The organism is Stenotrophomonas sp. 78350_Sma (genome assembly GCF_056482105.1).
In genome coordinates this window covers 1,048,987-1,068,845 of the sequence record NZ_CM151182.1, presented here as the reverse complement: position 1 = coordinate 1,068,845, position 19,859 = coordinate 1,048,987, and the positions used below count along the sequence as shown (strand labels likewise).

Here is a 19,859-nt window from a genome sequence, read left to right as displayed (position 1 = left end):
TATAGGGGCTTTTCAGAGGCCGTCAACAGTTTTTCACATTCGTGTTCACGGGTGTTTCGAGGGGCGCCGCCGGGCATGGCCCGGCGCTACCGGGGGCGGCAATCCGCGCCCTGTTACATCGTATGGGTCGGCTTGTCAGAACTGGTCAGGCCAGCCAGCAGGGTCTCGATCTTGTGGCGTACGCCCTCGCCTTCGGCACCGTCGGCCAGCTGCACGCCGATGCCGGCGGTGCGGTTGCCCTGCGCGCCGGCCGGGGTCACCCAGATCACCTTGCCGGCCACCGGCAGGCGCTCGCTGGAATCGGGCAGGGTCAGCAGCAGGAACACTTCGTCGCCCAGGAAGTAACGCTTGGGTGTGGGCACGAAGATGCCGCCGTTCTTCACGAACGGCATGTACGCGCTGTACAGCGCGGCCTTGTCCTTCACGGCCAGGGACAGGATGCCCTGGCGGGCGTTGCTGGCACTCATCGATTTCCCCTTGCGGCAGGCCGCTCGTTCACCTTGTTCCAGGCCAGCAGCAACTCAACCACCGCAAGGTCTGCACGCACCGTGGTGCGCAGCAGGTCGCGGGTGCGGTTGGCCGCATCGAACCAGGCTGCAAGCTTGTGCAATCGCTCCGGCGTGGTCAAGGCATCGGTGCTGGCCTGGGCCAGCGCCAGGTCGGCGGCAAAGCGCAGGCGCAGCGCCGCGTTGTCATCGCCGCACCACTTCTGCGCCAGCTCCACCGCGCCGGTCTTGCCGGCGGCCAGCTGCTCCAGCTCACGGCCTACTTCACGGCGCAGGCTCAGGCCGTCTTCGCGCAGCCAGTTGTCGGCCTGGCCGGGGTGGCCGCGCGCGGCGTCCAGCGCTTCGCGCGCCGATGCTTCACTGTGGCCCTGCTGCTGCAGCCACGCCATCGCTTCATGCTGCGGCGGCACCTTGAATTCCAGGCGCTGGCAACGGCTGCGGATGGTCTGCGGCAGGCGCGCCGGGTCGCTGCTGATCAGCCACAGGTAGCGGCCCGGCTGCGGCTCTTCCAGGGTCTTCAGCAGCGCGTTGGCGGCCGAGCGGTTGATGGCATCGGCCGGGTCGACGATCACCACCTGTGCCACGCCGTACTGCGGCGTCAGCGCCAGCTTGTCGGTGATCTCGCGCACCTGCTCGATGACGATCTCGGTACGCAGCTTGTCGCCGCTCTTGTTCGGAATGAAGCTGACCAGCTGCAGGTCCGGATGGGTACCCGCAGCGATCAGCTGGCGCGTGCGCGTGGCATGCGCGGCATCGCCGCGGGCCAGCACGTGGTCGGCCAATGCCAGCGCCACCTCACGCTTGCCCAGCCCGGCCGGCCCGCAGATCAGCAGGCCATGGCCGAGGCGACCTGCATCGAGCGCGGCCACGGTCTGGTCGAACGCGCGCTGCTGCCATGGCGAGAACGTGCTCATGCGCCCTCCCCGTCCTGCAGCCAGCGCTCGACATGCGCGACCACATCAGCGGCCACGCGCGCCTGCTCCTGGCCCGCATCAATCAACGCAAAACGCTGCGGGTCCTGCTGCGCACGGCCGCGGAATACTTCGCGCACGCGCTGGAAGAAATCGTCCTGCTCGCTTTCGATGCGGTCCGGCCACAGGTCACGGCCGTTGGCACGCGCGCGGCCCACCGCCACGTCCACATCCAGCAGCAAGGTCAGGCCCGGCAACAGGCCCACCGCGCGGCGCTCCAGATCGGCAATCCACTGCGGATCGAGCCCGCGGCCACCGCCCTGGTAGGCGTAACTGGAATCGGTGAAGCGATCACTCAACACGTAGGCGCCGCGCTGCAGGGCCGGCTGGATCACCTGGCGCACATGCTGCGCGCGCGCAGCGAACACCAGCAGCAGTTCGGCCTCGGCACTGAGCGGTTCGGCGGCGATCTCGGCATCAGGCTTCAGCACCAGGCCGCGGATGCGCTCGGCCAGCGGTGTACCGCCTGGCTCGCGGGTCAGTACCACCTCATGACCGTGGCTGCGCAGGCAGTCACGGATGGCGTTGATGGCGGTGGTCTTGCCCGCGCCCTCGCCGCCTTCCAGGCTGACGAAACGCGGGTGGCGAAGCAGCGCGGGACTCATTGCGCCGGGGTCTCCTTGGTACGTTGCTGGCGCAGCTGCTGCAGGTAGCGGGCGACTGCGGCGTTGTGCTGGTCCAGGCTGGGCGAGAACACGTGCGCGCCACTGCCATCGCCCACGGCGACGAAATACAGTGCGTCGCCCGGTGCCGGCTGCGCGGCGGCCATCAGCGCATCGCGGCTGGGCATGGCGATCGGGGTCGGGGTCAGGCCCGCACGGGTGTAGGTGTTGTAGGGCGTATCGGTGGTCAGGTCGCGGCGGCGGATGTTGCCGTCATACGCGGCACCGATGCCGTAAATCACGGTCGGGTCGGTCTGCAGGCGCATGCCGATCTTCAGGCGGCGCATGAATACGCCGGCAATCTGCGGGCGCTCGCTGGCCAGCGCGGTTTCCTTCTCGATGATCGAGGCCATCGTCAGCAGTTCGTAGGGCGTGTTGATCGGCAGGTCCGGCGCACGGCTTTCCCAGGCCTCGTCCAGCGCCTTTTCCATGGCGCCATGGGCCCGCTTGAGCACGTCCAGGTCGCTGTCGCCGCGCTGGTAGACGTAGGTTTCCGGCAGGAAGCGGCCTTCCGGATGCTGGCCACCGAAGCCGAGGCGCTGCATCAGCGCGGCGTCATCGAGCGTGTCGGTGGTGTGCAGCAGCGGCTCGGCGCGCTTGAGCGCGGCACGCAGCTGGCGGATGTTCCAGCCCTCCACGATGGTGACGCGGTGCTGCAGCACCTTGCCGGCACGCATGCGCAGCAGCAGCTCGCGCGGGGTCAGCTCGCCACTGAGCGCGTACTCGCCCACCTTCAGTTTGCCGGCCGCATCGAGCTGGCGCGCCAGCAGCTGCCACTGGGTGTCCTGGCCCTCGTCCACGCCCGCATCGCGCAGCTTGCGCAGCACGCTGTTCATGCCATCGCCACTGGCGATGACCACGCTCTCGGCGGACGGGGTGATCGGGGCATCGGCGAACCGGGTCTGCTGGTAGAAGAACCACGCGCCCGCGCCGGCCACGACGGCGGCCAGCACCACCACCAGCGTTACCACGAACAGACACCCGCGCTTGGCTCCCGCCATGGACTACCTCTGAACTCGATTCCGTCGTGCAGGATACCGTGCCGGTGGTGTGGGGTCATGACCGGGGCCGCACACCCGTGCCGACCAACGGTCGGCACCCACCACAATCCATGCCTGGCGCGGCGATCAGTAGATCCACGCCATGCGTGGATGAACGGCCATGGCGGCATCCGTGCCGACCAAGGTCGGCACCCACCGAAGCCGAACCGGCCGCGTCACCCCTGCTGGCCCAGCGCGCGCAGCAGGCCGCGCGCCTTGGCGCGGGTCTCGTCCAGTTCCTTGTCCGGGTCCGAGTCCACCACGATGCCTGCGCCGGTGCGGAAGCTGACCTCGTGGCCATCCACTTCGGCGGTGCGGATCAGGATGTTCAGGTCCAGGTCGCCATCGCGGTTCAGCCAGCCGAAGGCGCCGGTATAGGCACCGCGCGGCACCTGCTCCAGCTCGCTGATGATCTGCATGCAGCGCACCTTCGGGCAGCCGGTGATGGTGCCGCCCGGGAACGTGGCGGCGATCACCTCACCGGGCGTGACCTCCGGGCGCAGGTGGCCGCTGACATTGCTGACGATGTGGTGCACGTGGGCGTAGCTCTCCACGGTCATCAGCTCATCGACCACCACGGTGCCCGGCAGGCAGATGCGACCCAGGTCATTGCGCTCCAGGTCGATCAGCATCACGTGCTCGGCACGCTCCTTCGGGTGACCGACCAGCTCCTGGATACGCGCGGCATCGTCATCACCTTCAAACCGCGGACGCGTACCTGCGATCGGACGCGTCTGCGCATGACCGGCATGCACCGACACCAGCCGCTCCGGTGAGGAACTGACCACATGGCGGCCCTGCGCGCTGAACAGGCCGGCAAACGGCGCCGGGTTGGCACGACGCAGCTGTGCATACAGTGCCTGCGGGCTGACCGGCGCAGCGAACTGCGCGCTCCAGCGCCGCGACAGGTTCACCTGGAACACGTCGCCGGCACGCAGGTACTCGATCACCCGGCGCACGCCGTCGGTGAAGCGCTGCGGCGCGTCCTCGCCCACCGACTGCGGCGGCTGCCAGCCCTGCCCGGCCTCGGGCAACGCCGCCGAGGCCAGTGCGACCAAAGCATCCAGCAATACCTGCTCACCTGCTTCGGCGATGACGAAGCTGGCGTCGTTCTGATGGTCATGCAGCACCGCTGCGGGGCAGCGCAGCGCCAGCGCGGTCGGGCGGCCGTCCTCGCGAGCACGCGCTGGCAGCACCGGTTCGATCTGGCTGGCCATTTCATAATCCAGCATCAACGCCCAGCCGCCGCGGAACGGCAGGCTGTGGCTGCCGTCATGTGGCAGGCGTTCGCGCTGCCAGGCGCGGTCCAGCACCTGCAGGAATCCGCCAGCGTGCACCACGTCGTGCTGGTCGCGCACCTGGCCATCGGCATCCAGCCGCAGGCAATCGCCCTGCGCGGCCAGCAGCAGGCTCCAGCGGCCCTGGGCGGTGCCCGAGGCAGTGGATTCCATCAGCAGCGGGAAGCGCGCCGGGTCGTGCTGCTGCAGGGCCAGCAGATCGATCGGGTGCGGCAGCGGGTGGATCAGCGGTGCGTGGGTCATGGCGGCCAGTTCAGGGGTTCAGATGCACGGAAGCCGCCTTGCGGCGGCTCCGTGGTGCACGGCATTGTTCCGTTTGTCGGATTGCCGATGGGTCGCGTCGCGACGATGCCGGTCAGACGCGCTTGAAGATCAGCGTGCCGTTGGTGCCGCCGAAGCCGAAGCCATTGGACATCACCACGTCCACCTTGGCCTGGCGTGCTTCGTTGGGCACGTAGTCCAGGTCGCAACCTTCGCCCGGCTGCTGCAGGTTGATGGTCGGCGGAATGATGTTGTCCTGAAGCGCCATCACCGAGAAGATCGCTTCCACGCCGCCCGCGGCACCCAGCAGGTGGCCGGTCATCGACTTGGTGGAGCTGACCATCATCTTGTAGGCGTGGTCGCCGAAGGCGGTCTTCATCGCCATGGTCTCGCCCAGGTCGCCCAGCGGCGTGGAGGTGCCGTGCGCGTTGAGGTAGCCCACCTGTTCCGGGGTCACGCCGGCGTCCTTCATGGCCATGACCATGCAGCGCGCGGCGCCTTCGCCGTTCTCGCTCGGGGCGGTCATGTGGTACGCGTCGGAGCTGGCACCGAAGCCGGCCAGTTCGCAGTAGATCTTCGCGCCGCGTGCCTTGGCGTGCTCGTACTCTTCCAGGATCAGGATGCCGGCGCCGTCGCCCAGCACGAAGCCATCACGGTCCTTGTCCCACGGGCGCGAGGCCTGTTCCGGGGCGTCGTTGCGGGTGCTCATGGCCTTCATCGCGCAGAAGCCGCCCAGCGCGGTCGGCGACGAGCCACGCTCGGCACCACCGACCACCATCACGTCGGCATCGCCGTACTGGATCATGCGCATCGCGGTACCGATCGAATGGTTCGAGGTCGCGCACGCCGACACCGCCGAGAACGACGGGCCCTTCAGGCCGGTGATGATGCTCAGCTGGCCCGGCAGCATGTTGATGATGGTCTTGGGCACGTAGAAGGGCGAGATCTTCTTGCCCTCGTGGAACTCGATGGTCTGCTCTTCGATGCCGAGCAGGCCGCCGATGCCGGCGCCGACGATGGCGCCGATGCGCTCGGCATTGGCGTCGGTGATCTCCAGGCCCGAATCGTGCAGGGCCATGAACGAGGCACCGAGGCCGTAATGGATGAACGGGTCCATCTTCTTGGCATCCTTGCCGCTGACCCGGAACCTGCCGAACAGTTCATTGTCGGCGGTGATGTCAAATCCCTTGACCTCACCTGCAATCTTGGTGGTGAACCGATCCACGTAGGCATCAGCAACGTTGGTCAGCGGACCGATGCCCGAACGACCGTGGGTGATGCCTTCCCAGCTGCTGGCCAGATCATTGCCCAACGGCGAGACGATACCCAGGCCGGTTACGACGACGCGACGCTTCATTGCTGTTTCTCCTGACCCGGATGGTTTCTACGGGCAACTCGGTTTGCTTCGATGTGATGCTCAAACACACGGGGCCGCAACAGCGGCCCCATGGGGTGCGGTGCGCGGCGAGGATGACCCGCACGCGCACTGCCGTCTGACATCAGGCCTTGACGTGGGCCTTGACGTAGTCGATGGCGGCCTGCACGGTGCTGATCTTCTCGGCTTCTTCGTCCGGGATCTCGCACTCGAATTCTTCTTCCAGGGCCATCACCAGCTCGACGGTGTCCAGCGAGTCAGCGCCCAGGTCATCGACGAACGATGCGCTGTTGGTGACTTCTTCTTCCTTGACGCCAAGCTGTTCGACGACGATTTTCTTGACGCGTTCTTCGATGGTGCTCATGGGATCTCGCTCCAGATGGAGTTGTGGTTCAAAAGTGGTCGCCATCAAAGGCGATGGCCGTGGGATAGTGTAGTGGAAACCGGCGCGGCCTTGCATCGCAGCAAAAACCTCAGCAGATCAACCACTTGCGGCGCAATCCCTGCGCCCCTTGCTTACGGCATGTACATGCCACCGTTCACATGGAGGGTTTCGCCGGTGATGTAACCGGCAGCCGGGCTGGCCAGGAAGGCCACCGCATGGGCGATGTCCTCCGGCGAACCCAGGCGTTCGAGGGCGATGTCGTTGATCAGCGCGGTGCGCGCTTCTTCCGGCAACGCCTTGGTCATGTCGGTGTCGATGAAGCCGGGAGCGACCACATTGACGGTGACACCGCGCGAACCGATTTCCTTGGCCAGCGACTTGCTGAAGCCGATGATGCCGGCCTTGGCGGCCGCGTAGTTGGCCTGGCCGGCATTGCCGGTCACGCCCACCACCGATGCGATGTTGATGATGCGGCCCTTGCGTGCCTTCATCATGCCGCGCATCACCGCCTTGCTGGTGCGGAACACGCTGGTCAGGTTGGTGTCGATGATCGACGCCCAGTCCTCGTCCTTCATGCGCATCAGCAGGTTGTCGCGGGTGATGCCTGCATTGTTGACCAGGATCGAGATCGGGCCGAACTCCTTGGCGATGCCGTCCAGCACGCTGTCCAGCGCGGCAGCGTCGGTCACGTTCAGTGCACGGCCGTGACCGCCGTGGGCGGCCAGGCGCTCGCCGATCGCGGCAGCACCGGATTCGGTGGTGGCGGTGCCGACGACGGTGGCGCCCTGGGCGGCCAGCAGATCGGCGATGGCGGCACCAATGCCACGGCTGGCACCGGTGACCAGTGCGATTTCACCCTGCAGGGGCTTGCTCATGATGTTTTCCTCAGGCTGGGGCGGCGGCCGCACCCGTGCCGCGTGCAGCGGCCACCGGTACGGTCGGCAGGAACAGGGGGAGTCAGACCGACCATGCCTCGCGGGCGCCTTCGAAGTCGCCCGGGGTGGCCAGCGAACGGCCGTCGATGGCCTTGTCGATGCGCTTGACCAGACCGGTCAGAACCTTGCCCGGGCCGCACTCGGCGATCTGGGTGATGCCACGGCCGGCCAGCGCCTGCACGCAACCGGTCCACTGCACCGGCTGGTACAGCTGCTGCACCAGCGCGGTACGGATCGCGTCGATACCGTCATGCACCTTGGCATCGACGTTCTGCACCACCGGCAGCTGCGGCGCCTGCCAGGACAGGCCAGCCATCACTTCGGCGAGGCGGTTGGCGGCTTCGCGCATCAGTGGGGTGTGCGAGGGCACGCTCACGGCCAGCTTGACGGCCTTGCGCACGCCCTTCTCGGCCAGCAGCGCCAGCGCACGGTCGACGGCGTCGGCGTCGCCACCGATCACGATCTGGCCCGGCGAATTGAAGTTGGCCGGCACCACCACCTGGCTGCCTGCGGCTTCGGCGCAGACGTCCAGCACCAGCTGGTCTTCGGCGCCGAGCACGGCGGCCATGGCGCCGACACCGGCCGGTGCGGCTTCCTGCATCAGCTGGCCGCGCAGGCGCACCAGGTGGGCGCCGTCATGCAGGCTCAGCGCGCCAGCGGCAACCAGGGCGGTGTACTCGCCCAGGCTGTGACCGGCAAGCACCGACGGGCGCGGACCGCCCACGGCGTTCCAGGCGCGCCACACGCCGATGCTTGCGGCCAGCAGGGCCGGCTGAGTGTATTCGGTACGGTTGAGCATTTCCTCCGGGCCACCCTGGGACAGCGCCCACAGGTCGACGCCGGCACCATCGGATGCCTCGGTGAAGGCTTCACGCACCTGCGGGTGCAGTTCGGCCAGCTCGGCCACCATGCCCACAGACTGCGAGCCCTGGCCGGGGAAGACAAAAGCGAGGGTGGATACGGTCACGCGGTCATCCGCTTGTTGCAATCGAAGCGGGCCATGATAAGGGCGAATCCGCTGTGTCGTCTGTACGTGCGCGTATGCAGGCGTATGGAGCGCGGCCGGGCAAGCGCGACGGGGTCAGATCCCTTTTCCGCAGGAGAAGGGATCTGACCCCTGCCAGCGATCAGCAGAACAGCTGCAGCACGTCCAGGTCGCCGTCGGCGAGGAAATCCACGCACAGGCCCACCAGCATCAGCACGCCCGCCGTGCTGGCGCCATGGGCGATGAAGATCGAATGGGCCAGCGCGCGCGCTGAACGGCCCAGTTTCATGCACACCCGGGCCAGGCTGCGCAGGCGGCCGCTGACCGCATGCACATGCTCGCGCACCGGCGCCTGGGCATCGCCCATCGCCTCGGCCATCATCGTCTGCAGCTGCTCGGGGCGGTCGGCGTAGTACTTGGCCACGCCGTAACCGAACATCAGCCAGTCGCGGGCCTGCGCTTCGGACAGCTCCATCACTTCCAGCGGATCTTCCTCGAAGTCGATGAAGCCCACCTTCTGCCCATCCCAGGTGAGGTTGCGCGGCAACGGCTGGCCGAAATAGGCGCCGCGCGCATGCGCCTCTGCGATGGCCTGCATCGCCGCCATCACCAGCCGGTCGCGGCCTGCCTCATCGGCCTGGCGCAGGCAGGTATTGAACGAGCTGCCGTTGTCGCCGATCACCAGTGCAGCATGGCCGCTGCCCAGCACGTCGGGCACGTTCACGCCCTGCGCCTGCAGTTCCCCAAGGCGACGGGCTTCGGTTTCGCGCGCGGCGTCACCACCACGGTGCGGCGGTGGGCGCAGGGCATCGAGATGGAAACGGCGGGCAACGAAATTGAGCAGGCCCAGGGCCAGTGCGCGGCTTCCCTTGCCGTACTGCTTCAGCCAGGCGCGCTGCCCTTCGATGACGATGGGCTCAACCATGACAGGTACTCCTATAAACGCGTTACGGCCCCAGAGGGGCCGTAACGACAAAGCTTCACATTGTCGTAACTTGCACTATCAATAGCGCAGCAGGGCCGAACCCCACGTGAAGCCGCCGCCGAAGGCTTCCAGCAGCAGCAGCTGGCCGCGCTCGACGCGGCCTGAACGCACCGCGGCATCCAGGGCCAGCGGCACCGAACCGGACGAGGTGTTGCCATGCTTGTCGACAGTCACCACCACCTGGTCCATCGACATGTCCAGGCGCTTGGCGGTGGCTTCGATGATGCGCAGGTTGGCCTGGTGCGGAATCAGCCAATCCAGGTCGGACTTGTCCAGGCCATTGGCGGCCAGGGTCTCGTCCACGACCGAGTCCAGCGCCTTGACGGCGTACTTGAACACGTCGTTGCCCTTCATGTTGATGGTGCCACCACCGTTGGCGCCGTCCTTGAAGCCGGTCGAGACGCCCACCGGGTTCCACAGCAGTTCCTTCTTGCTGCCGTCGGCATGCAGGTGGGTGCTGAGGATGCCGGTTTCTTCGTCGGCCTTGAGCACGACGGCGCCGGCGCCATCGCCGAACAGCACGCAGGTGGTGCGATCGTTCCAGTCGACCATGCGGGTCAGCGTTTCGGTGCCGATCACCAGCACATGCTTGCAGTCGCCGGAACGGATGAACTTGTCGGCCACGCCCAACGCGAACACGAAGCCCGAGCAGGCGGCGTTGACGTCAAAGGCAGGGCACCCCGCAACACCGAGCTTGGCCTGGATCAGGCAGGCGGTGGAGGGGAAAATGAGGTCAGGCGTGGTTGTACCAACCACGATCATGTCGAGCTGCGAAGCGTCGATACCGGCCGCTTCAAGTGCGCGCAACGCGGCCTGGTAGCCGAGGTCGCTGGTGGTTTCGCCTTCGGCCGCGATGTGCCGTTCACGAATTCCGGTGCGCGACTGGATCCACTCATCCGAGGTTTCGACCATTTTTTCCAGGTCGGCGTTGGTCAGGACTTTTTCCGGCAAATAGCTACCGGTGCCCGCGATCCTCGAATAGATCCGCTTGCTCATCATGTTTCCTGTTGCGCGGGCCGCCGATCACCGGCACGCCCGGGAAAGAAGGCAAAGGCCGCTGCCCAGAGGCAGCGGCCTTCCCGGCACATCAATCTTCTTCGACGGCCGAGGTCTTGGTCTGGATGACCTTCTTGCCGCGGTAGAAACCGTCGGCAGTGATGTGGTGACGCAGGTGCACTTCGCCGGTGGTCGGGTCGGTCGACAGCTGCTTGGCGCTCAGGGCGTCATGGGCACGACGCATGCCGCGGCGGGACGGGGTGACACGGGATTTCTGCACAGCCATGGGATTGCTCCAAACTCGGTTCGATTTGCTTCGTCGTATCGTCGCGCAGGACGCCAGCGCCCAGCACACTTTCGCTTTCGCCGCAGCCGCCGACGACAATCCGGCTGCTATTGTTTCTTCAATGCCGCCAACGCCGCGAACGGGTTGGCCTTCTTCGTTTCTTCTTCGCTCGGCGCCCAGTCCTTGTCGACTGCTTCGCCGTCGGGTGACAGCGGTACCACCGGCACCGCCAGCACCAACTCGTCTTCAACCAGGTCCAGCGGACACAGCTGGCCGTCTTCCGGCACCAGCAACGCCTCGTATTCCTCCGGCAGGGACGATTCCTCGTCCTCGTCGCGGATCAGGCCAAGCCTCTGGGTCACCTTCACCGGCAACAGGAATCGCTGCATGCTGCGCTGACAGGTCAGCGGCAACGCGGTGTCGATGGTCAGTTCCACATAGGATACCCGCAGGACTTCGTCGCGACCGAATTCAAGCGAGTAGGAACACTCGCCGTCGGTATCTGCGACCAGCCCCTGCAGGCGGGTCAATTCAGCCAGGGAGACCTGGCCGTCGAAGCGCCTTCGCGCTACGACCATCCGCCAAGCATCCAGCGATTCGGGCACGTTCGCGGACATAAGCCGCTGAATACTAAGGATCGGGGGGGCTGCTGTCAAATGCCCGCCATACAGGACTTGCTGCTGGCGCTGCGCACAGGCCAGACTGCCGCGCCCTGCCCCGGAATTGTCGCATGTCACTGGCCCTGGCCTCTACCTCCCGCTACCGCCGCGAGTTGCTGCAGCGGCTGGGCCTGCCCTTCGACTGCGCCCGCCCGGACGTGGATGAAACCCCGTTGAACGCTGAGACGCCGCTGGCCCTGGCGACGCGCCTGGCCTCGGCCAAGGCGGCCGAGGTCGCCGCCCGCTACCCCGGCATCTGGGTGATCGGCTCGGACCAGGTGGCGGACCTGAACGGGCGGCCGCTGGGCAAGCCGGGCACGGCCAAGGCGGCCTGCGCGCAGTTGGCGGCGATGTCCGGGCAGACGGTACGCTTCCACACTGCCATCAGTCTCACGCAGGGCGGAGAATCATTCAGCGCCGTGGATCTGACCGAAGTCCGTTTCCGCACGCTGGGGCAGGAGGAGATCGCCCGCTACGTGGCCGCCGAACAGCCGCTGGATTGTGCCGGCAGCTTCAAGTGCGAGGGCCTGGGCATCAGCCTGTTCGAAGCGATCGACAACCGCGACCCGACCGCGCTGATCGGCCTGCCGCTGATCGCGCTGTGCGGGTTGCTGCGCCAGGCAGGGTTCGCGGTGCCCTGAACTGTAGAGTCGAGCCATGCTCGACTGCTTTTCCCGGCCCCCTGCCACCTGGTACAGAAGCAGTCGAGCATGGCTCGACTCTACAAAAGCAGAAGCCTCAACGAACCTCGAACGGCTGCTCCTGCCATTCCTCCACGCTGCCATCGCGGCCGTGCAGGCGCAGGCCCAGCCAATGCCGTCCCGGCGCCAGCGTGCTGGTGTCCAATGAAGCATCGAAGCCCACCGCCGGATGCTGCGGATCGGTGCTGTCCGGCCAGGTCTGGCGCACGTCGAATGCGCGGCCATAGCGCGCATCCCCCATCGAGCGGCCATCGACCAGCACTTCAACCCGTGACAGGCCGACGCCATCCTTGAATGCCCATCCCTTGATGGCCAGCGTGCCAGACACCTTTTCGCCGTTGGAAGGTGTATCCAGCCACGCCATTGCCGGAGTCACGCACGCCCCCGGTGCGCGCTGCGCCGGCAGCCGGAACAGCAGGAAACGCTGGAACCCATGGTCACTGCTGACCACCCGCGGCGCCGGCAACGGCCCCACCTGCTCGCAGATGGCGTGATAGCGCGCCAGCAGATCGCGGTAACGCTGATCGCTGGGTGAAAGCACCAGCAGCATCGGCGCCGAACGCTTGCCCTCATGCAGCAGTTCCCACTGCGCCAGCTGCGCGGTGCGCCCATGCTTGTCGTTGAGCGGATGCGGCAGCACCTCGATATCGCCGTTGCCGAGCTGGAAGCCCAGTTCGGCCCCCACCTTGAAGTTCCCCGCCAGCACCCGCGTGCCCGCGGGCATCTGCTGCAACTCTTCGCGCACCGCCATCGCCAACGGCTGCCAGCCAGCGAAATTGCGCGGGTAGTACTTGCTGCCCGCCAGCTGCTCGCGCAACGCAGGCGTAGAGGCCATCAGGTAATAACCGAACGCCAGCACCATGCCTGCGCCGGCCAGCCACCAGCCGGTGCGCCGCAGCCAGCGTGGCCAGCCGTTGAGCACCACCGGCACCGCCACCAGCAGGGCCAGGTAGCCCGGCAGCGGCCAATGGAAACTGATCCGCTCGACGTCGGTGAAGAAGCCCAGCAGGAAGATGCCCAGCGTGGATACGCCCCCGACCAGGCCGAAGTAGCGCCACTGCACGCGCGTGCCGCCGCCCCTGCGGGTACCGGCCAGCGCCACCTTCCACATCGCCATGCACAGGATCGGGGTGACCAGCATCGGCTGGATCACCAGGAACCACAGTCCGTTCCATTCAAACGTCCAGGGATGGCGCTCGACCACCTGGAATTTCAAACCGGCGTCGTGGTTGTCCGCGTTCCATGCCAGCAACGGCAGCCACGCCAGCACGCCCACCGCCAGTGCGACCCATACGCGCGGATCGGCCAGCATGCGCCGCCCCTGCGGCAGCGCCAGCAGCGCGATGAAGCCAACGCCGATGACACCGATGAAACGGTAGTGACTGAGCGCACCGATCGACAGACCCAGCGCAAGCTTCATCGCCGACGATGCATCAACGTTGTGCAGCAGCCGTGCACCGGCGTGCAGGCAGATCACCGCGGCCAGCGCCATGGGCACATCCGGCACCGCCAGCAGGCCCAGCGTCGCCGACAACGGCATCAACAGCGTGAGGCTGCCCGCCTGCCAACCAGCCACATTGCCGAACCAGCGCGTGGCCGTGCGCACCACCAGCAACGGCAGCAGCGCGCCGATGGCCAGGAACGGGAGGCGCAACGCGAGCACATGGTGGCCACCGATCTCCACACCCAGGCGCGCCAGCCATGCGGTCAGTCCGGGGAGATCCGAATACGCAGCGGCCAGGTGCTGGCCTTCCTGCCAGTAGAACGCCTCGTCAACGAACAGTGGCAGGCGCGCAGCCACCACCAGCTTGGCCGCTGTGACCAGCGTCCATAACCAGAGAAATATTGTCCGCGCGCGCTGTTCGCCTTGCATTGCTCTATGGATAATCGAATGGATTCCAGACCTGAGACGATCATGACAGCCTCGTCCCCCAATCCCAGCATGCTAACCGATCAACTGCGCCAGGCCCTGCGGGAGGCACAGGATCAGGTAAACGCACTGGTGCTGGGCAAGGTGCCGGAAGTCAGGCTGGCCTTTGTCGCCCTGCTTTCCGGCGGTCATCTGCTGATCGAGGATCTACCCGGCCTGGGCAAGACCACGCTGGCGCATGCGTTGGCCAGCAGCCTGGGCCTCAGCTTCCAGCGCGTGCAGTTCACCTCCGACCTGCTGCCCGCCGATGTACTGGGCGTCTCGGTATACGAAGCAGGCAGCCGCCAGTTCCAGTTCCATCCGGGACCGGTGTTCACGCACGTGCTGCTGGCCGATGAGATCAACCGTGCGCCGCCGCGCACGCAGAGCGCGCTGCTGGAAGCGATGGCCGAACAGCAGGTCACCCTGGATGGCCAGACCCACCCCCTGCCCGATCCGTTCTTCGTGATCGCCACGCAGAACCCGGTGGACCTGTCCGGTACCTTCCCGCTGCCGGATTCGCAGCTGGACCGTTTCCTGCTGCGGCTGGCGATGGGCTACCCCAGTGCGCAGGCCGAACGCGAACTGCTGCGCGGTACAGACCGCCGCGACCTGATCGCACGTGCCGTGCCGAAGCTGGATGACACCCAGGTACGCGCGCTGCGTGAAGCCGTCGGCCAGGTCCATGCCAGCGATGCACTGGTCGACTACGTGCAGGCCCTGCTGACCCGCAGCCGCCAGCACGCCGGCGTGCGCGTGGGCCTGTCACCGCGTGCAGGCCTTGCGCTGCTGCGCGCGGCCAGGGCGCATGCACTGCTGCTGGGCCGCAGCCACGTGGCGCCCGAGGACGTGCAGGCCCTGTTCGTGGCAGTGGCCGGTCATCGCCTGGTGGCCGAAGCCGAGTCCAGCTCGGGGCCGGCACTGGCACGGGCCATCCTGCAGACCGTTGCGGTGGATTGAGGGTGACCACACGCTGGGCACGACTGCAACTGCTGGCACGCCCGCGCAGGCCTGAAGTACTGCCGCAGCGCCTGGACCGCCATCGCATCTACGTGCTGCCCACCCGCTTCGGCCTGTTCGTCGCCACGCTGCTGGCGGCCATGCTGCTGGGCGCACTGAACTACAACAACAACCCGGCGTTGCTGCTGGCCCTGCTGCTGGCGGCAGCGGCGATCGCCAGCGCCATCGCCGCGCACCTTCAGCTGTCGGGCGTACAGATCGACGCGATCTCCGCCGAACCGGTTCCGGCTGGACAACCACTGCGCCTGCGCGTGGACGTGTCACTGCGCGATCCGCGCGCACGTCACGGCCTGCACCTGCAGCTGGGTGACAGCGAAGCCTGGACCTCGCTGCCTGCACACGGCCGCGGTGAAGTGGAACTGCAGGTTCCCAGCGAACGCCGAGGCTGGCTGGAACTGCCACGCATCCGCCTGTCCACCACCCAGCCACTGGGCCTGGTGCGGGCAGGGTCGTGGGTGTGGCCGGAACAAGCGCTGCTGGTCTATCCGCAACCCGAGGCGCTGGCTCCTCCACTGCCGGAAAGCGGCAACGATCCGCTGCACACCCGCGCCCATGCCAGTGGCGAGGAACTGCATCAGCTGCGGCCCTATCGTGCGGGCGATGCACCACGCAGCATTTCATGGAAGCACTCGGCACGCCGCGACAGCCTGCTGGTGCGCGAGTACGAAAAGCCGGTCGGCATCGAAGTCATCCTCGACTGGCGCACGCTGGCCCCCCTGGGCCATGAAGCACGCATCGCACGATTGGCACGATGGGTCGACATGGCCGAGCGCGAAGGCCGCCGCTACACCCTGCTGCTGCCTGCACACCCGCCGTTCGGGCCAGGCCAGGGTGCCAGCCACCACCACCTGTGCCTGCGTGCACTGGCATTGATGCCGCATGACTGAGACCACGCCCTCGCTCGACCGCAATGCCCGCAACTGGACCCTGGCCAGCGCGGCGTTGGCGCTGTTGCCGCTGCTGCTGCAGTTGCCGCCCCTGCTGGCCGGCGTGATCGCGGCCGCGGCGGTCGTGACTGCGGCCCTGTCGTGGCGGAAGGTCCTGCCCATGCCGCTGCGCCTGCTGCTGGTGCTGGCCATGCTCGGTGCCATCGTCTGGCAGATGGGGATGGTTCGACCCGGGCGCGATACCGGTTGCGCCCTGCTGGCAGCGATGCTGGCGATCAAGTCCAGCGAACTGCGCAGCCGGCGCGATGCCCGCAGCCTGCTCGGCTTCGCGCTGTTTTCCCCGTTTGCGGCGTTCCTGCTCGACCAGGGACCACTGACCACCGGATTGGCCGCATTGGCGGGGATCAGCGCGTTGCTCGCCCTGCAGCGCCTGGCCGGGGATGAAGGCCACGCCGGCCACCTGCCACTGCGAGGGCAGCTGCGCGGCGTTGGCCGCCTGCTGGCGATCGGCCTGCCACTGGCATTGGCCTGCTTCTGGCTGTTCCCGCGGCTGGCAACGCCGCTGTGGGGCGTTCCCGAGCGTGCCGTCAGCACGCCTGGGCTGTCCGACAGCATGGAGCCCGGCCAGTGGCTGGACCTGATGGCTGACGATGCCCCGGCGTTGCGCGTGCAGTTCTTCGGTGCGGTACCCGAGCCGATGCAACGCTACTGGCGAGGACCGGTACTGACCGCCTTCGATGGCCGGCGCTGGACACGCGACCGCGCCAGCGATCGACGGCCGGCGGCCATGGTCGAGGCCGGCACGCAGGGCTGGGACTATCAGATCGACTACGAACCCACCGACCGGCGCCAGCTGGTGGCACTGGACCTGCCCAGCCGCGCCCCTGCGGGCAGCACGCTGGATGCGGACATGAGCCTGAGCAGCGAGCGGTCACTGGCGTCGCTGAGCCGTTGGCGACTGCATTCAGCGCCCCCACAACGCTTCGACAGCACGCTGTCGCCCTATCTGCGACGGGCCGCGCTGCAGTTGCCCGGTGGCTTCAACCCGCGCACGGCCACACTGGCGCAGCAATGGCGGCAGGATGCCGGCGGTGATGACGAAGCCATCGTTCGCCGCGCGCTGCAATGGATCACCACCGATTTCTCCTACACGCTGCAGACGCCGCCGGCGGGACGCGATCCGGTCGACGAGTTCCTGTTCGGCTACAAGGCCGGCTTCTGCGAACACTTCAGTTCCGCCTTCGTGGTACTGATGCGCAATGCCGGCATTCCGGCGCGGGTGGTGACCGGCTTTGCCGGTGGCACCTACAACCGCCTTGGCGACTACTGGATCGTGCGGCGGATGGACGCCCATGCCTGGGCCGAGGTATGGCTGCCGCAGCGCGGCTGGGTAAGGGTCGACCCTACCGCTGCGGTCGCACCGGAACGCATCCTTGATACCCTCGACGACCGCCTGCAGGCAGGCACCGACAGCCCGCTGCAGCAACGCTGGCAGCAGCTGGGGCAGATGGGCGACTGGCTGCGCCGCGGCTGGAACGACCTGGTGCTCTCCTTCGATGCACGCCGCCAGCAGCAACTGCTCAAGCCGTTGGGGCTGGATGATCTTGGCCCTGCGCAACTTGTCGCTGGCTTCGTGGTGGCAACGATGCTGGCCCTGGCGTGGATGGCCTGGCTGCTGGCCCGGGGCGAGCGCGAACGTGACCCGCTGCTGCGTGCCTGGCGCGGGCTGGGCCGGCGCTATGCCCGCCTCGGGCTGGGACGGCACCCCCACGAAACCGCGCAGGACTGGGCACAGCGGGTTCATGCCCAACGTTCCGATCCCGCCCTGCTCGCACTCAGCCAGCGTTTCGCCGACGCGCGTTACGCTGGAACTTGCACCGACCTCGCTTCATTATTGCGGGACCTGCGCAGGCATCGCCCGACTTCCGGAGCCTCCCCATGAACACCAAGTTCCTCCTCACCGCTGTGGCCACGCTGGCCCTGTCGGCCTGCGCCACGGCCCCCAAGCCGCTGCAGGGACAGTTCAGCCTGGTCTCCCCGCGCGACTCGGTCGCCACCCAGCAGGTCGGCACGCCGGTCCGTTGGGGCGGTCGCATCATCGAAACCAAGCCCGGCCAGGGCGAGACCTGCTTCCAGATGATCTCGCGCCCGCTCAACGCCAGTGGCCGCCCGAACACCACCTCGTCCGACGCCAGCGACGGCCGCTTCATCGCCTGCCGCGCCGGCTTCTACGACCCGGCCGTGTTTGAGGCGGGCCGTGACGTGACCTTCATCGGCAAGATCGATGGCTACCAGAACACCCGCATCGGGGACTACGACTACCGCCTGCCGAAGCTGTCGGCCGATGTGATCTACCTGTGGCCGGAACAGCGCCAGGTCGACGTGGTGCCCTACCCCTATGGCCCCTGGGGCCCTGGCCCGTATGGCCCGTACTGGGGTGGCTACGGCCGCTGGGGCTGGTGGTGATCGCCAACCGGCACGCGTGACGGAAAAGGCCGCCCTCGGGCGGCCTTTTTTCATCCAGCAGCTGCCACTGTAGATCCACGCCATGCGTGGATAGGGGCTTCAACGCCCCGGCGTACCGAAATGCCCCAGCGGCGCACCGGCCAGCAGGTGCATGTGGATATGGAACACGGTCTGCCCGGCATCCTCGCGGCAGTTCATCACGATGCGGTAGCCGTCCTGTGCGAAGCCCTCGCGGCGCGCGTACTCGGCGGCAGCCAGCGCCAGCTTCCCGATCAGGTGCGCCTGCGACGGCTGCAGGTCATCCAGGGTCGGAATGATCTCGTTCTTCGGAATGAACAGCACGTGCACCGGCGCCTGCGGTGCGATGTCCTTGAAGCCCAGCACCTCGTCATCCTCGTAGACGATGGTGGCCGGGATCTCGCGACGGATGATCTTGCTGAAGAGGGTTTCGTTGCTCATGGTCGGCCTCGGCGGGGATGTCTCCCGCATTGTAGGCCGCTCACGCCCGGCCATGCCGGCCGTTGCTCAATCGCGGAATTCGCTGCGCGTCCCGAACGCATGCGACAGCGTGCCACGATCGACGTACTCCAGTTCGCCGCCCAGCGGCAGGCCCTGCGCCAGGCGGCTGGGCCGCACCTTGCCTGCGCGCGCCAGCTGCGCCAGGTAATGCGCGGTGGCCTCGCCCTCGACAGTGGCGCTGGTGGCGATGATCAACTCCTGCACCTCGCCTTCGGCCAGCCGTCGCTCCAACTGCTCCAGGCCCAGCTCGCGCGGGCCGATGCCATCCAGCGGCGACAGCCGCCCCTGCAGCACGAAGTAGACACCGCGGAAACCGGTGGCGTTTTCGATGGCCAGGCGGTCGGCCGGCGATTCGACCACGCACAGCTGGCTGCGCTCGCGACTGCTGTTGGCACAGGTCGGGCACAGCTCGGTTTCGCTGAAATCGCGGCACTGCGCGCAGTGGCCGATGCGCTCCACCGCCAATGCCAGTGTCTCGGCCAGACGCTGGCCACCTTCGCGCTCGCGCTCGAGCAGGTGGTAGGCCATGCGCTGCGCCGTCTTCTGGCCGACGCCAGGCAGCACCCGCAACGCGTCGATCAATTGTTCAAGCAGGGGTGCGGACACGGCGGCATGCTTTCATGGCGTCGAGCAGGCTCGACGGCTACAGGTTCTGTGGCACCCGCTTGCACGGGTGCCACGCCGAAAATCAGAACGGCAGCTTCATGCCCGGCGGCAGCTGCATGCCGGCGGTGGCCGAACCCATCTTCGACTTCGACTCGGCATCGATCTTGTTCGAGGCGTCATTGAAAGCGGCGGCGATCAGGTCTTCCAGCATCTCCGGGTCGCTGGCCAGCGACGGGTCGATGCGCACCTTGCGGCATTCCTTGGCGCCGGTCAGGGTCACGCTGACCATGCCGCCACCGGCGCTGCCGGTCACTTCGATCTTGGCGATCTCTTCCTGGGCCTTCTGCAGGTTTTCCTGCATCTTCTGGGCCTGCTGCATCAGTTGGGCGATGTTTCCGCGCATGGTG

Annotated in this window: 22 protein-coding genes; 5 read left to right on the top strand and 17 right to left on the bottom strand. The window is 67.2% G+C overall.

Going from position 1 to position 19,859, the window contains the following annotated elements:
* Positions 1–113: 113 nt before the first annotated feature.
* From ACZK4H_RS04850 to ACZK4H_RS04790, 13 genes are all read right to left on the bottom strand, one after another.
* Positions 114–467 carry a PilZ domain-containing protein gene (locus ACZK4H_RS04850; RefSeq protein ID WP_004146965.1) on the bottom strand — a complete coding sequence of 118 codons (354 nt, stop codon included), beginning with the start codon at positions 465–467 and terminating at the stop codon, positions 114–116.
* Positions 464–1,420 (bottom strand): DNA polymerase III subunit delta', encoded by a 957-nt coding sequence (locus tag ACZK4H_RS04845; protein ID WP_099553855.1) that lies wholly within the window; start codon positions 1,418–1,420, stop codon positions 464–466. Before ACZK4H_RS04845 ends, ACZK4H_RS04850 begins: the two co-directional genes overlap by 4 nt.
* A complete protein-coding gene (tmk, locus tag ACZK4H_RS04840) occupies positions 1,417–2,082 on the bottom strand; it encodes a dTMP kinase (RefSeq protein ID WP_043033676.1) in 666 nt (221 codons plus the stop codon). The genes ACZK4H_RS04845 and tmk overlap by 4 nt, the downstream gene beginning before the upstream one ends.
* The gene (gene mltG, locus ACZK4H_RS04835; protein ID WP_099553853.1) at positions 2,079–3,140 is read right to left on the bottom strand and encodes an endolytic transglycosylase MltG; all 1,062 of its coding nucleotides are present in this window, start codon (positions 3,138–3,140) and stop codon (positions 2,079–2,081) included. The genes tmk and mltG overlap by 4 nt, the downstream gene beginning before the upstream one ends.
* Before the next feature lie 215 nt (positions 3,141–3,355).
* A complete protein-coding gene (locus tag ACZK4H_RS04830; RefSeq protein ID WP_099553851.1) occupies positions 3,356–4,720 on the bottom strand; it encodes an aminodeoxychorismate synthase component I in 1,365 nt (454 codons plus the stop codon).
* Between the two features lie 112 nt (positions 4,721–4,832).
* On the bottom strand, positions 4,833–6,095 hold the full coding sequence (gene fabF, locus ACZK4H_RS04825; protein ID WP_099553849.1) for a beta-ketoacyl-ACP synthase II: 1,263 nt from the start codon (positions 6,093–6,095) through the stop codon (positions 4,833–4,835).
* A gap of 142 nt (positions 6,096–6,237) precedes the next feature.
* On the bottom strand, positions 6,238–6,477 hold the full coding sequence (gene acpP, locus ACZK4H_RS04820; protein WP_005408313.1) for an acyl carrier protein: 240 nt from the start codon (positions 6,475–6,477) through the stop codon (positions 6,238–6,240).
* 152 nt (positions 6,478–6,629) lie between these two features.
* Positions 6,630–7,373: a 3-oxoacyl-ACP reductase FabG gene (gene fabG, locus ACZK4H_RS04815; protein ID WP_099553846.1), complete on the bottom strand. Its 744-nt coding sequence runs from the start codon at positions 7,371–7,373 to the stop codon at positions 6,630–6,632.
* An 82-nt stretch (positions 7,374–7,455) separates the two neighbouring features.
* A complete protein-coding gene (fabD, locus tag ACZK4H_RS04810; protein WP_099553844.1) occupies positions 7,456–8,400 on the bottom strand; it encodes an ACP S-malonyltransferase in 945 nt (314 codons plus the stop codon).
* A 160-nt stretch (positions 8,401–8,560) separates the two neighbouring features.
* A complete protein-coding gene (locus tag ACZK4H_RS04805) occupies positions 8,561–9,343 on the bottom strand; it encodes a BUD32 family EKC/KEOPS complex subunit (protein WP_099553842.1) in 783 nt (260 codons plus the stop codon).
* Positions 9,344–9,421: 78 nt separating this feature from the next.
* Positions 9,422–10,399, bottom strand: coding sequence for a beta-ketoacyl-ACP synthase III (locus ACZK4H_RS04800; RefSeq protein WP_099553840.1), 978 nt, complete (start codon positions 10,397–10,399; stop codon positions 9,422–9,424).
* Positions 10,400–10,490: 91 nt separating this feature from the next.
* Positions 10,491–10,685, bottom strand: a complete 195-nt coding sequence (gene rpmF / locus ACZK4H_RS04795; protein WP_004154640.1) for a 50S ribosomal protein L32 — start codon at positions 10,683–10,685, stop codon at positions 10,491–10,493.
* A 107-nt stretch (positions 10,686–10,792) separates the two neighbouring features.
* Positions 10,793–11,302 carry a YceD family protein gene (locus ACZK4H_RS04790; RefSeq protein ID WP_099553838.1) on the bottom strand — a complete coding sequence of 170 codons (510 nt, stop codon included), beginning with the start codon at positions 11,300–11,302 and terminating at the stop codon, positions 10,793–10,795.
* Positions 11,303–11,415: 113 nt separating this feature from the next.
* On the opposite strand from ACZK4H_RS04790, the gene ACZK4H_RS04785 reads away from it, so the two are divergent.
* Positions 11,416–11,985: a Maf family protein gene (locus tag ACZK4H_RS04785; RefSeq protein ID WP_099553836.1), complete on the top strand. Its 570-nt coding sequence runs from the start codon at positions 11,416–11,418 to the stop codon at positions 11,983–11,985.
* A 97-nt stretch (positions 11,986–12,082) separates the two neighbouring features.
* Here the strand turns inward: ACZK4H_RS04785 and ACZK4H_RS04780 are convergent, their stop codons facing one another.
* Positions 12,083–13,918: a glycosyltransferase family 39 protein gene (locus ACZK4H_RS04780; protein ID WP_099553834.1), complete on the bottom strand. Its 1,836-nt coding sequence runs from the start codon at positions 13,916–13,918 to the stop codon at positions 12,083–12,085.
* Positions 13,919–13,960: 42 nt separating this feature from the next.
* Between ACZK4H_RS04780 and ACZK4H_RS04775 the strand changes: the two genes are divergently transcribed.
* Genes ACZK4H_RS04775 through ACZK4H_RS04760 form a run of 4 tightly spaced genes read left to right on the top strand, consistent with a single transcriptional unit; the run spans position 13,961 to position 18,327 of the window.
* Positions 13,961–14,914 (top strand): AAA family ATPase, encoded by a 954-nt coding sequence (locus tag ACZK4H_RS04775; protein WP_099553832.1) that lies wholly within the window; start codon positions 13,961–13,963, stop codon positions 14,912–14,914.
* Between the two features lie 2 nt (positions 14,915–14,916).
* The gene (locus ACZK4H_RS04770; RefSeq protein ID WP_099553830.1) at positions 14,917–15,861 is read left to right on the top strand and encodes a DUF58 domain-containing protein; all 945 of its coding nucleotides are present in this window, start codon (positions 14,917–14,919) and stop codon (positions 15,859–15,861) included.
* Complete coding sequence (locus tag ACZK4H_RS04765) at positions 15,854–17,803, top strand: transglutaminase TgpA family protein (protein WP_099553828.1); 1,950 nt, start codon at positions 15,854–15,856, stop codon at positions 17,801–17,803. The genes ACZK4H_RS04770 and ACZK4H_RS04765 overlap by 8 nt, the downstream gene beginning before the upstream one ends.
* Positions 17,800–18,327, top strand: coding sequence for a Slp family lipoprotein (locus tag ACZK4H_RS04760; RefSeq protein WP_008265847.1), 528 nt, complete (start codon positions 17,800–17,802; stop codon positions 18,325–18,327). Before ACZK4H_RS04765 ends, ACZK4H_RS04760 begins: the two co-directional genes overlap by 4 nt.
* Positions 18,328–18,426: 99 nt before the next feature.
* On the opposite strand, the gene ACZK4H_RS04755 is transcribed toward ACZK4H_RS04760, so the two are convergent.
* The 3 genes from ACZK4H_RS04755 to ACZK4H_RS04745 all read right to left on the bottom strand — a co-directional run bounded on the left by ACZK4H_RS04755 (position 18,427) and on the right by ACZK4H_RS04745 (position 19,855).
* Positions 18,427–18,786 (bottom strand): histidine triad nucleotide-binding protein, encoded by a 360-nt coding sequence (locus ACZK4H_RS04755; RefSeq protein WP_014646179.1) that lies wholly within the window; start codon positions 18,784–18,786, stop codon positions 18,427–18,429.
* A gap of 66 nt (positions 18,787–18,852) precedes the next feature.
* Complete coding sequence (recR, locus tag ACZK4H_RS04750; protein WP_099553826.1) at positions 18,853–19,452, bottom strand: recombination mediator RecR; 600 nt, start codon at positions 19,450–19,452, stop codon at positions 18,853–18,855.
* 82 nt (positions 19,453–19,534) lie between these two features.
* Entirely contained in the window at positions 19,535–19,855 is a 321-nt protein-coding gene (locus tag ACZK4H_RS04745) for a YbaB/EbfC family nucleoid-associated protein (RefSeq protein WP_004154630.1), read from the bottom strand.
* Positions 19,856–19,859: the final 4 nt, after the last annotated feature.

What these genes read in the sequence shown, in the direction of transcription:
- ACZK4H_RS04785 (WP_099553836.1), top strand. Translation starts at nt 11,416, where the DNA reads ATGTCACTGGCCCTGGCCTCTACCTCCCGCTACCGCCGCGAGTTGCTG.
- ACZK4H_RS04765 (WP_099553828.1), top strand. Translation starts at nt 15,854, where the DNA reads ATGACTGAGACCACGCCCTCGCTCGACCGCAATGCCCGCAACTGGACC.
- acpP (WP_005408313.1), bottom strand. Translation starts at nt 6,477, where the DNA reads ATGAGCACCATCGAAGAACGCGTCAAGAAAATCGTCGTCGAACAGCTT.
- mltG (WP_099553853.1), bottom strand. Translation starts at nt 3,140, where the DNA reads ATGGCGGGAGCCAAGCGCGGGTGTCTGTTCGTGGTAACGCTGGTGGTG.
- ACZK4H_RS04780 (WP_099553834.1), bottom strand. Translation starts at nt 13,918, where the DNA reads ATGCAAGGCGAACAGCGCGCGCGGACAATATTTCTCTGGTTATGGACG.
- ACZK4H_RS04830 (WP_099553851.1), bottom strand. Translation starts at nt 4,720, where the DNA reads ATGACCCACGCACCGCTGATCCACCCGCTGCCGCACCCGATCGATCTG.
- fabG (WP_099553846.1), bottom strand. Translation starts at nt 7,373, where the DNA reads ATGAGCAAGCCCCTGCAGGGTGAAATCGCACTGGTCACCGGTGCCAGC.
- ACZK4H_RS04775 (WP_099553832.1), top strand. Translation starts at nt 13,961, where the DNA reads ATGACAGCCTCGTCCCCCAATCCCAGCATGCTAACCGATCAACTGCGC.
- ACZK4H_RS04755 (WP_014646179.1), bottom strand. Translation starts at nt 18,786, where the DNA reads ATGAGCAACGAAACCCTCTTCAGCAAGATCATCCGTCGCGAGATCCCG.
- ACZK4H_RS04760 (WP_008265847.1), top strand. Translation starts at nt 17,800, where the DNA reads ATGAACACCAAGTTCCTCCTCACCGCTGTGGCCACGCTGGCCCTGTCG.
- ACZK4H_RS04805 (WP_099553842.1), bottom strand. Translation starts at nt 9,343, where the DNA reads ATGGTTGAGCCCATCGTCATCGAAGGGCAGCGCGCCTGGCTGAAGCAG.
- fabF (WP_099553849.1), bottom strand. Translation starts at nt 6,095, where the DNA reads ATGAAGCGTCGCGTCGTCGTAACCGGCCTGGGTATCGTCTCGCCGTTG.
- tmk (WP_043033676.1), bottom strand. Translation starts at nt 2,082, where the DNA reads ATGAGTCCCGCGCTGCTTCGCCACCCGCGTTTCGTCAGCCTGGAAGGC.
- ACZK4H_RS04800 (WP_099553840.1), bottom strand. Translation starts at nt 10,399, where the DNA reads ATGAGCAAGCGGATCTATTCGAGGATCGCGGGCACCGGTAGCTATTTG.
- ACZK4H_RS04845 (WP_099553855.1), bottom strand. Translation starts at nt 1,420, where the DNA reads ATGAGCACGTTCTCGCCATGGCAGCAGCGCGCGTTCGACCAGACCGTG.
- ACZK4H_RS04745 (WP_004154630.1), bottom strand. Translation starts at nt 19,855, where the DNA reads ATGCGCGGAAACATCGCCCAACTGATGCAGCAGGCCCAGAAGATGCAG.
- ACZK4H_RS04850 (WP_004146965.1), bottom strand. Translation starts at nt 467, where the DNA reads ATGAGTGCCAGCAACGCCCGCCAGGGCATCCTGTCCCTGGCCGTGAAG.
- rpmF (WP_004154640.1), bottom strand. Translation starts at nt 10,685, where the DNA reads ATGGCTGTGCAGAAATCCCGTGTCACCCCGTCCCGCCGCGGCATGCGT.
- ACZK4H_RS04790 (WP_099553838.1), bottom strand. Translation starts at nt 11,302, where the DNA reads ATGTCCGCGAACGTGCCCGAATCGCTGGATGCTTGGCGGATGGTCGTA.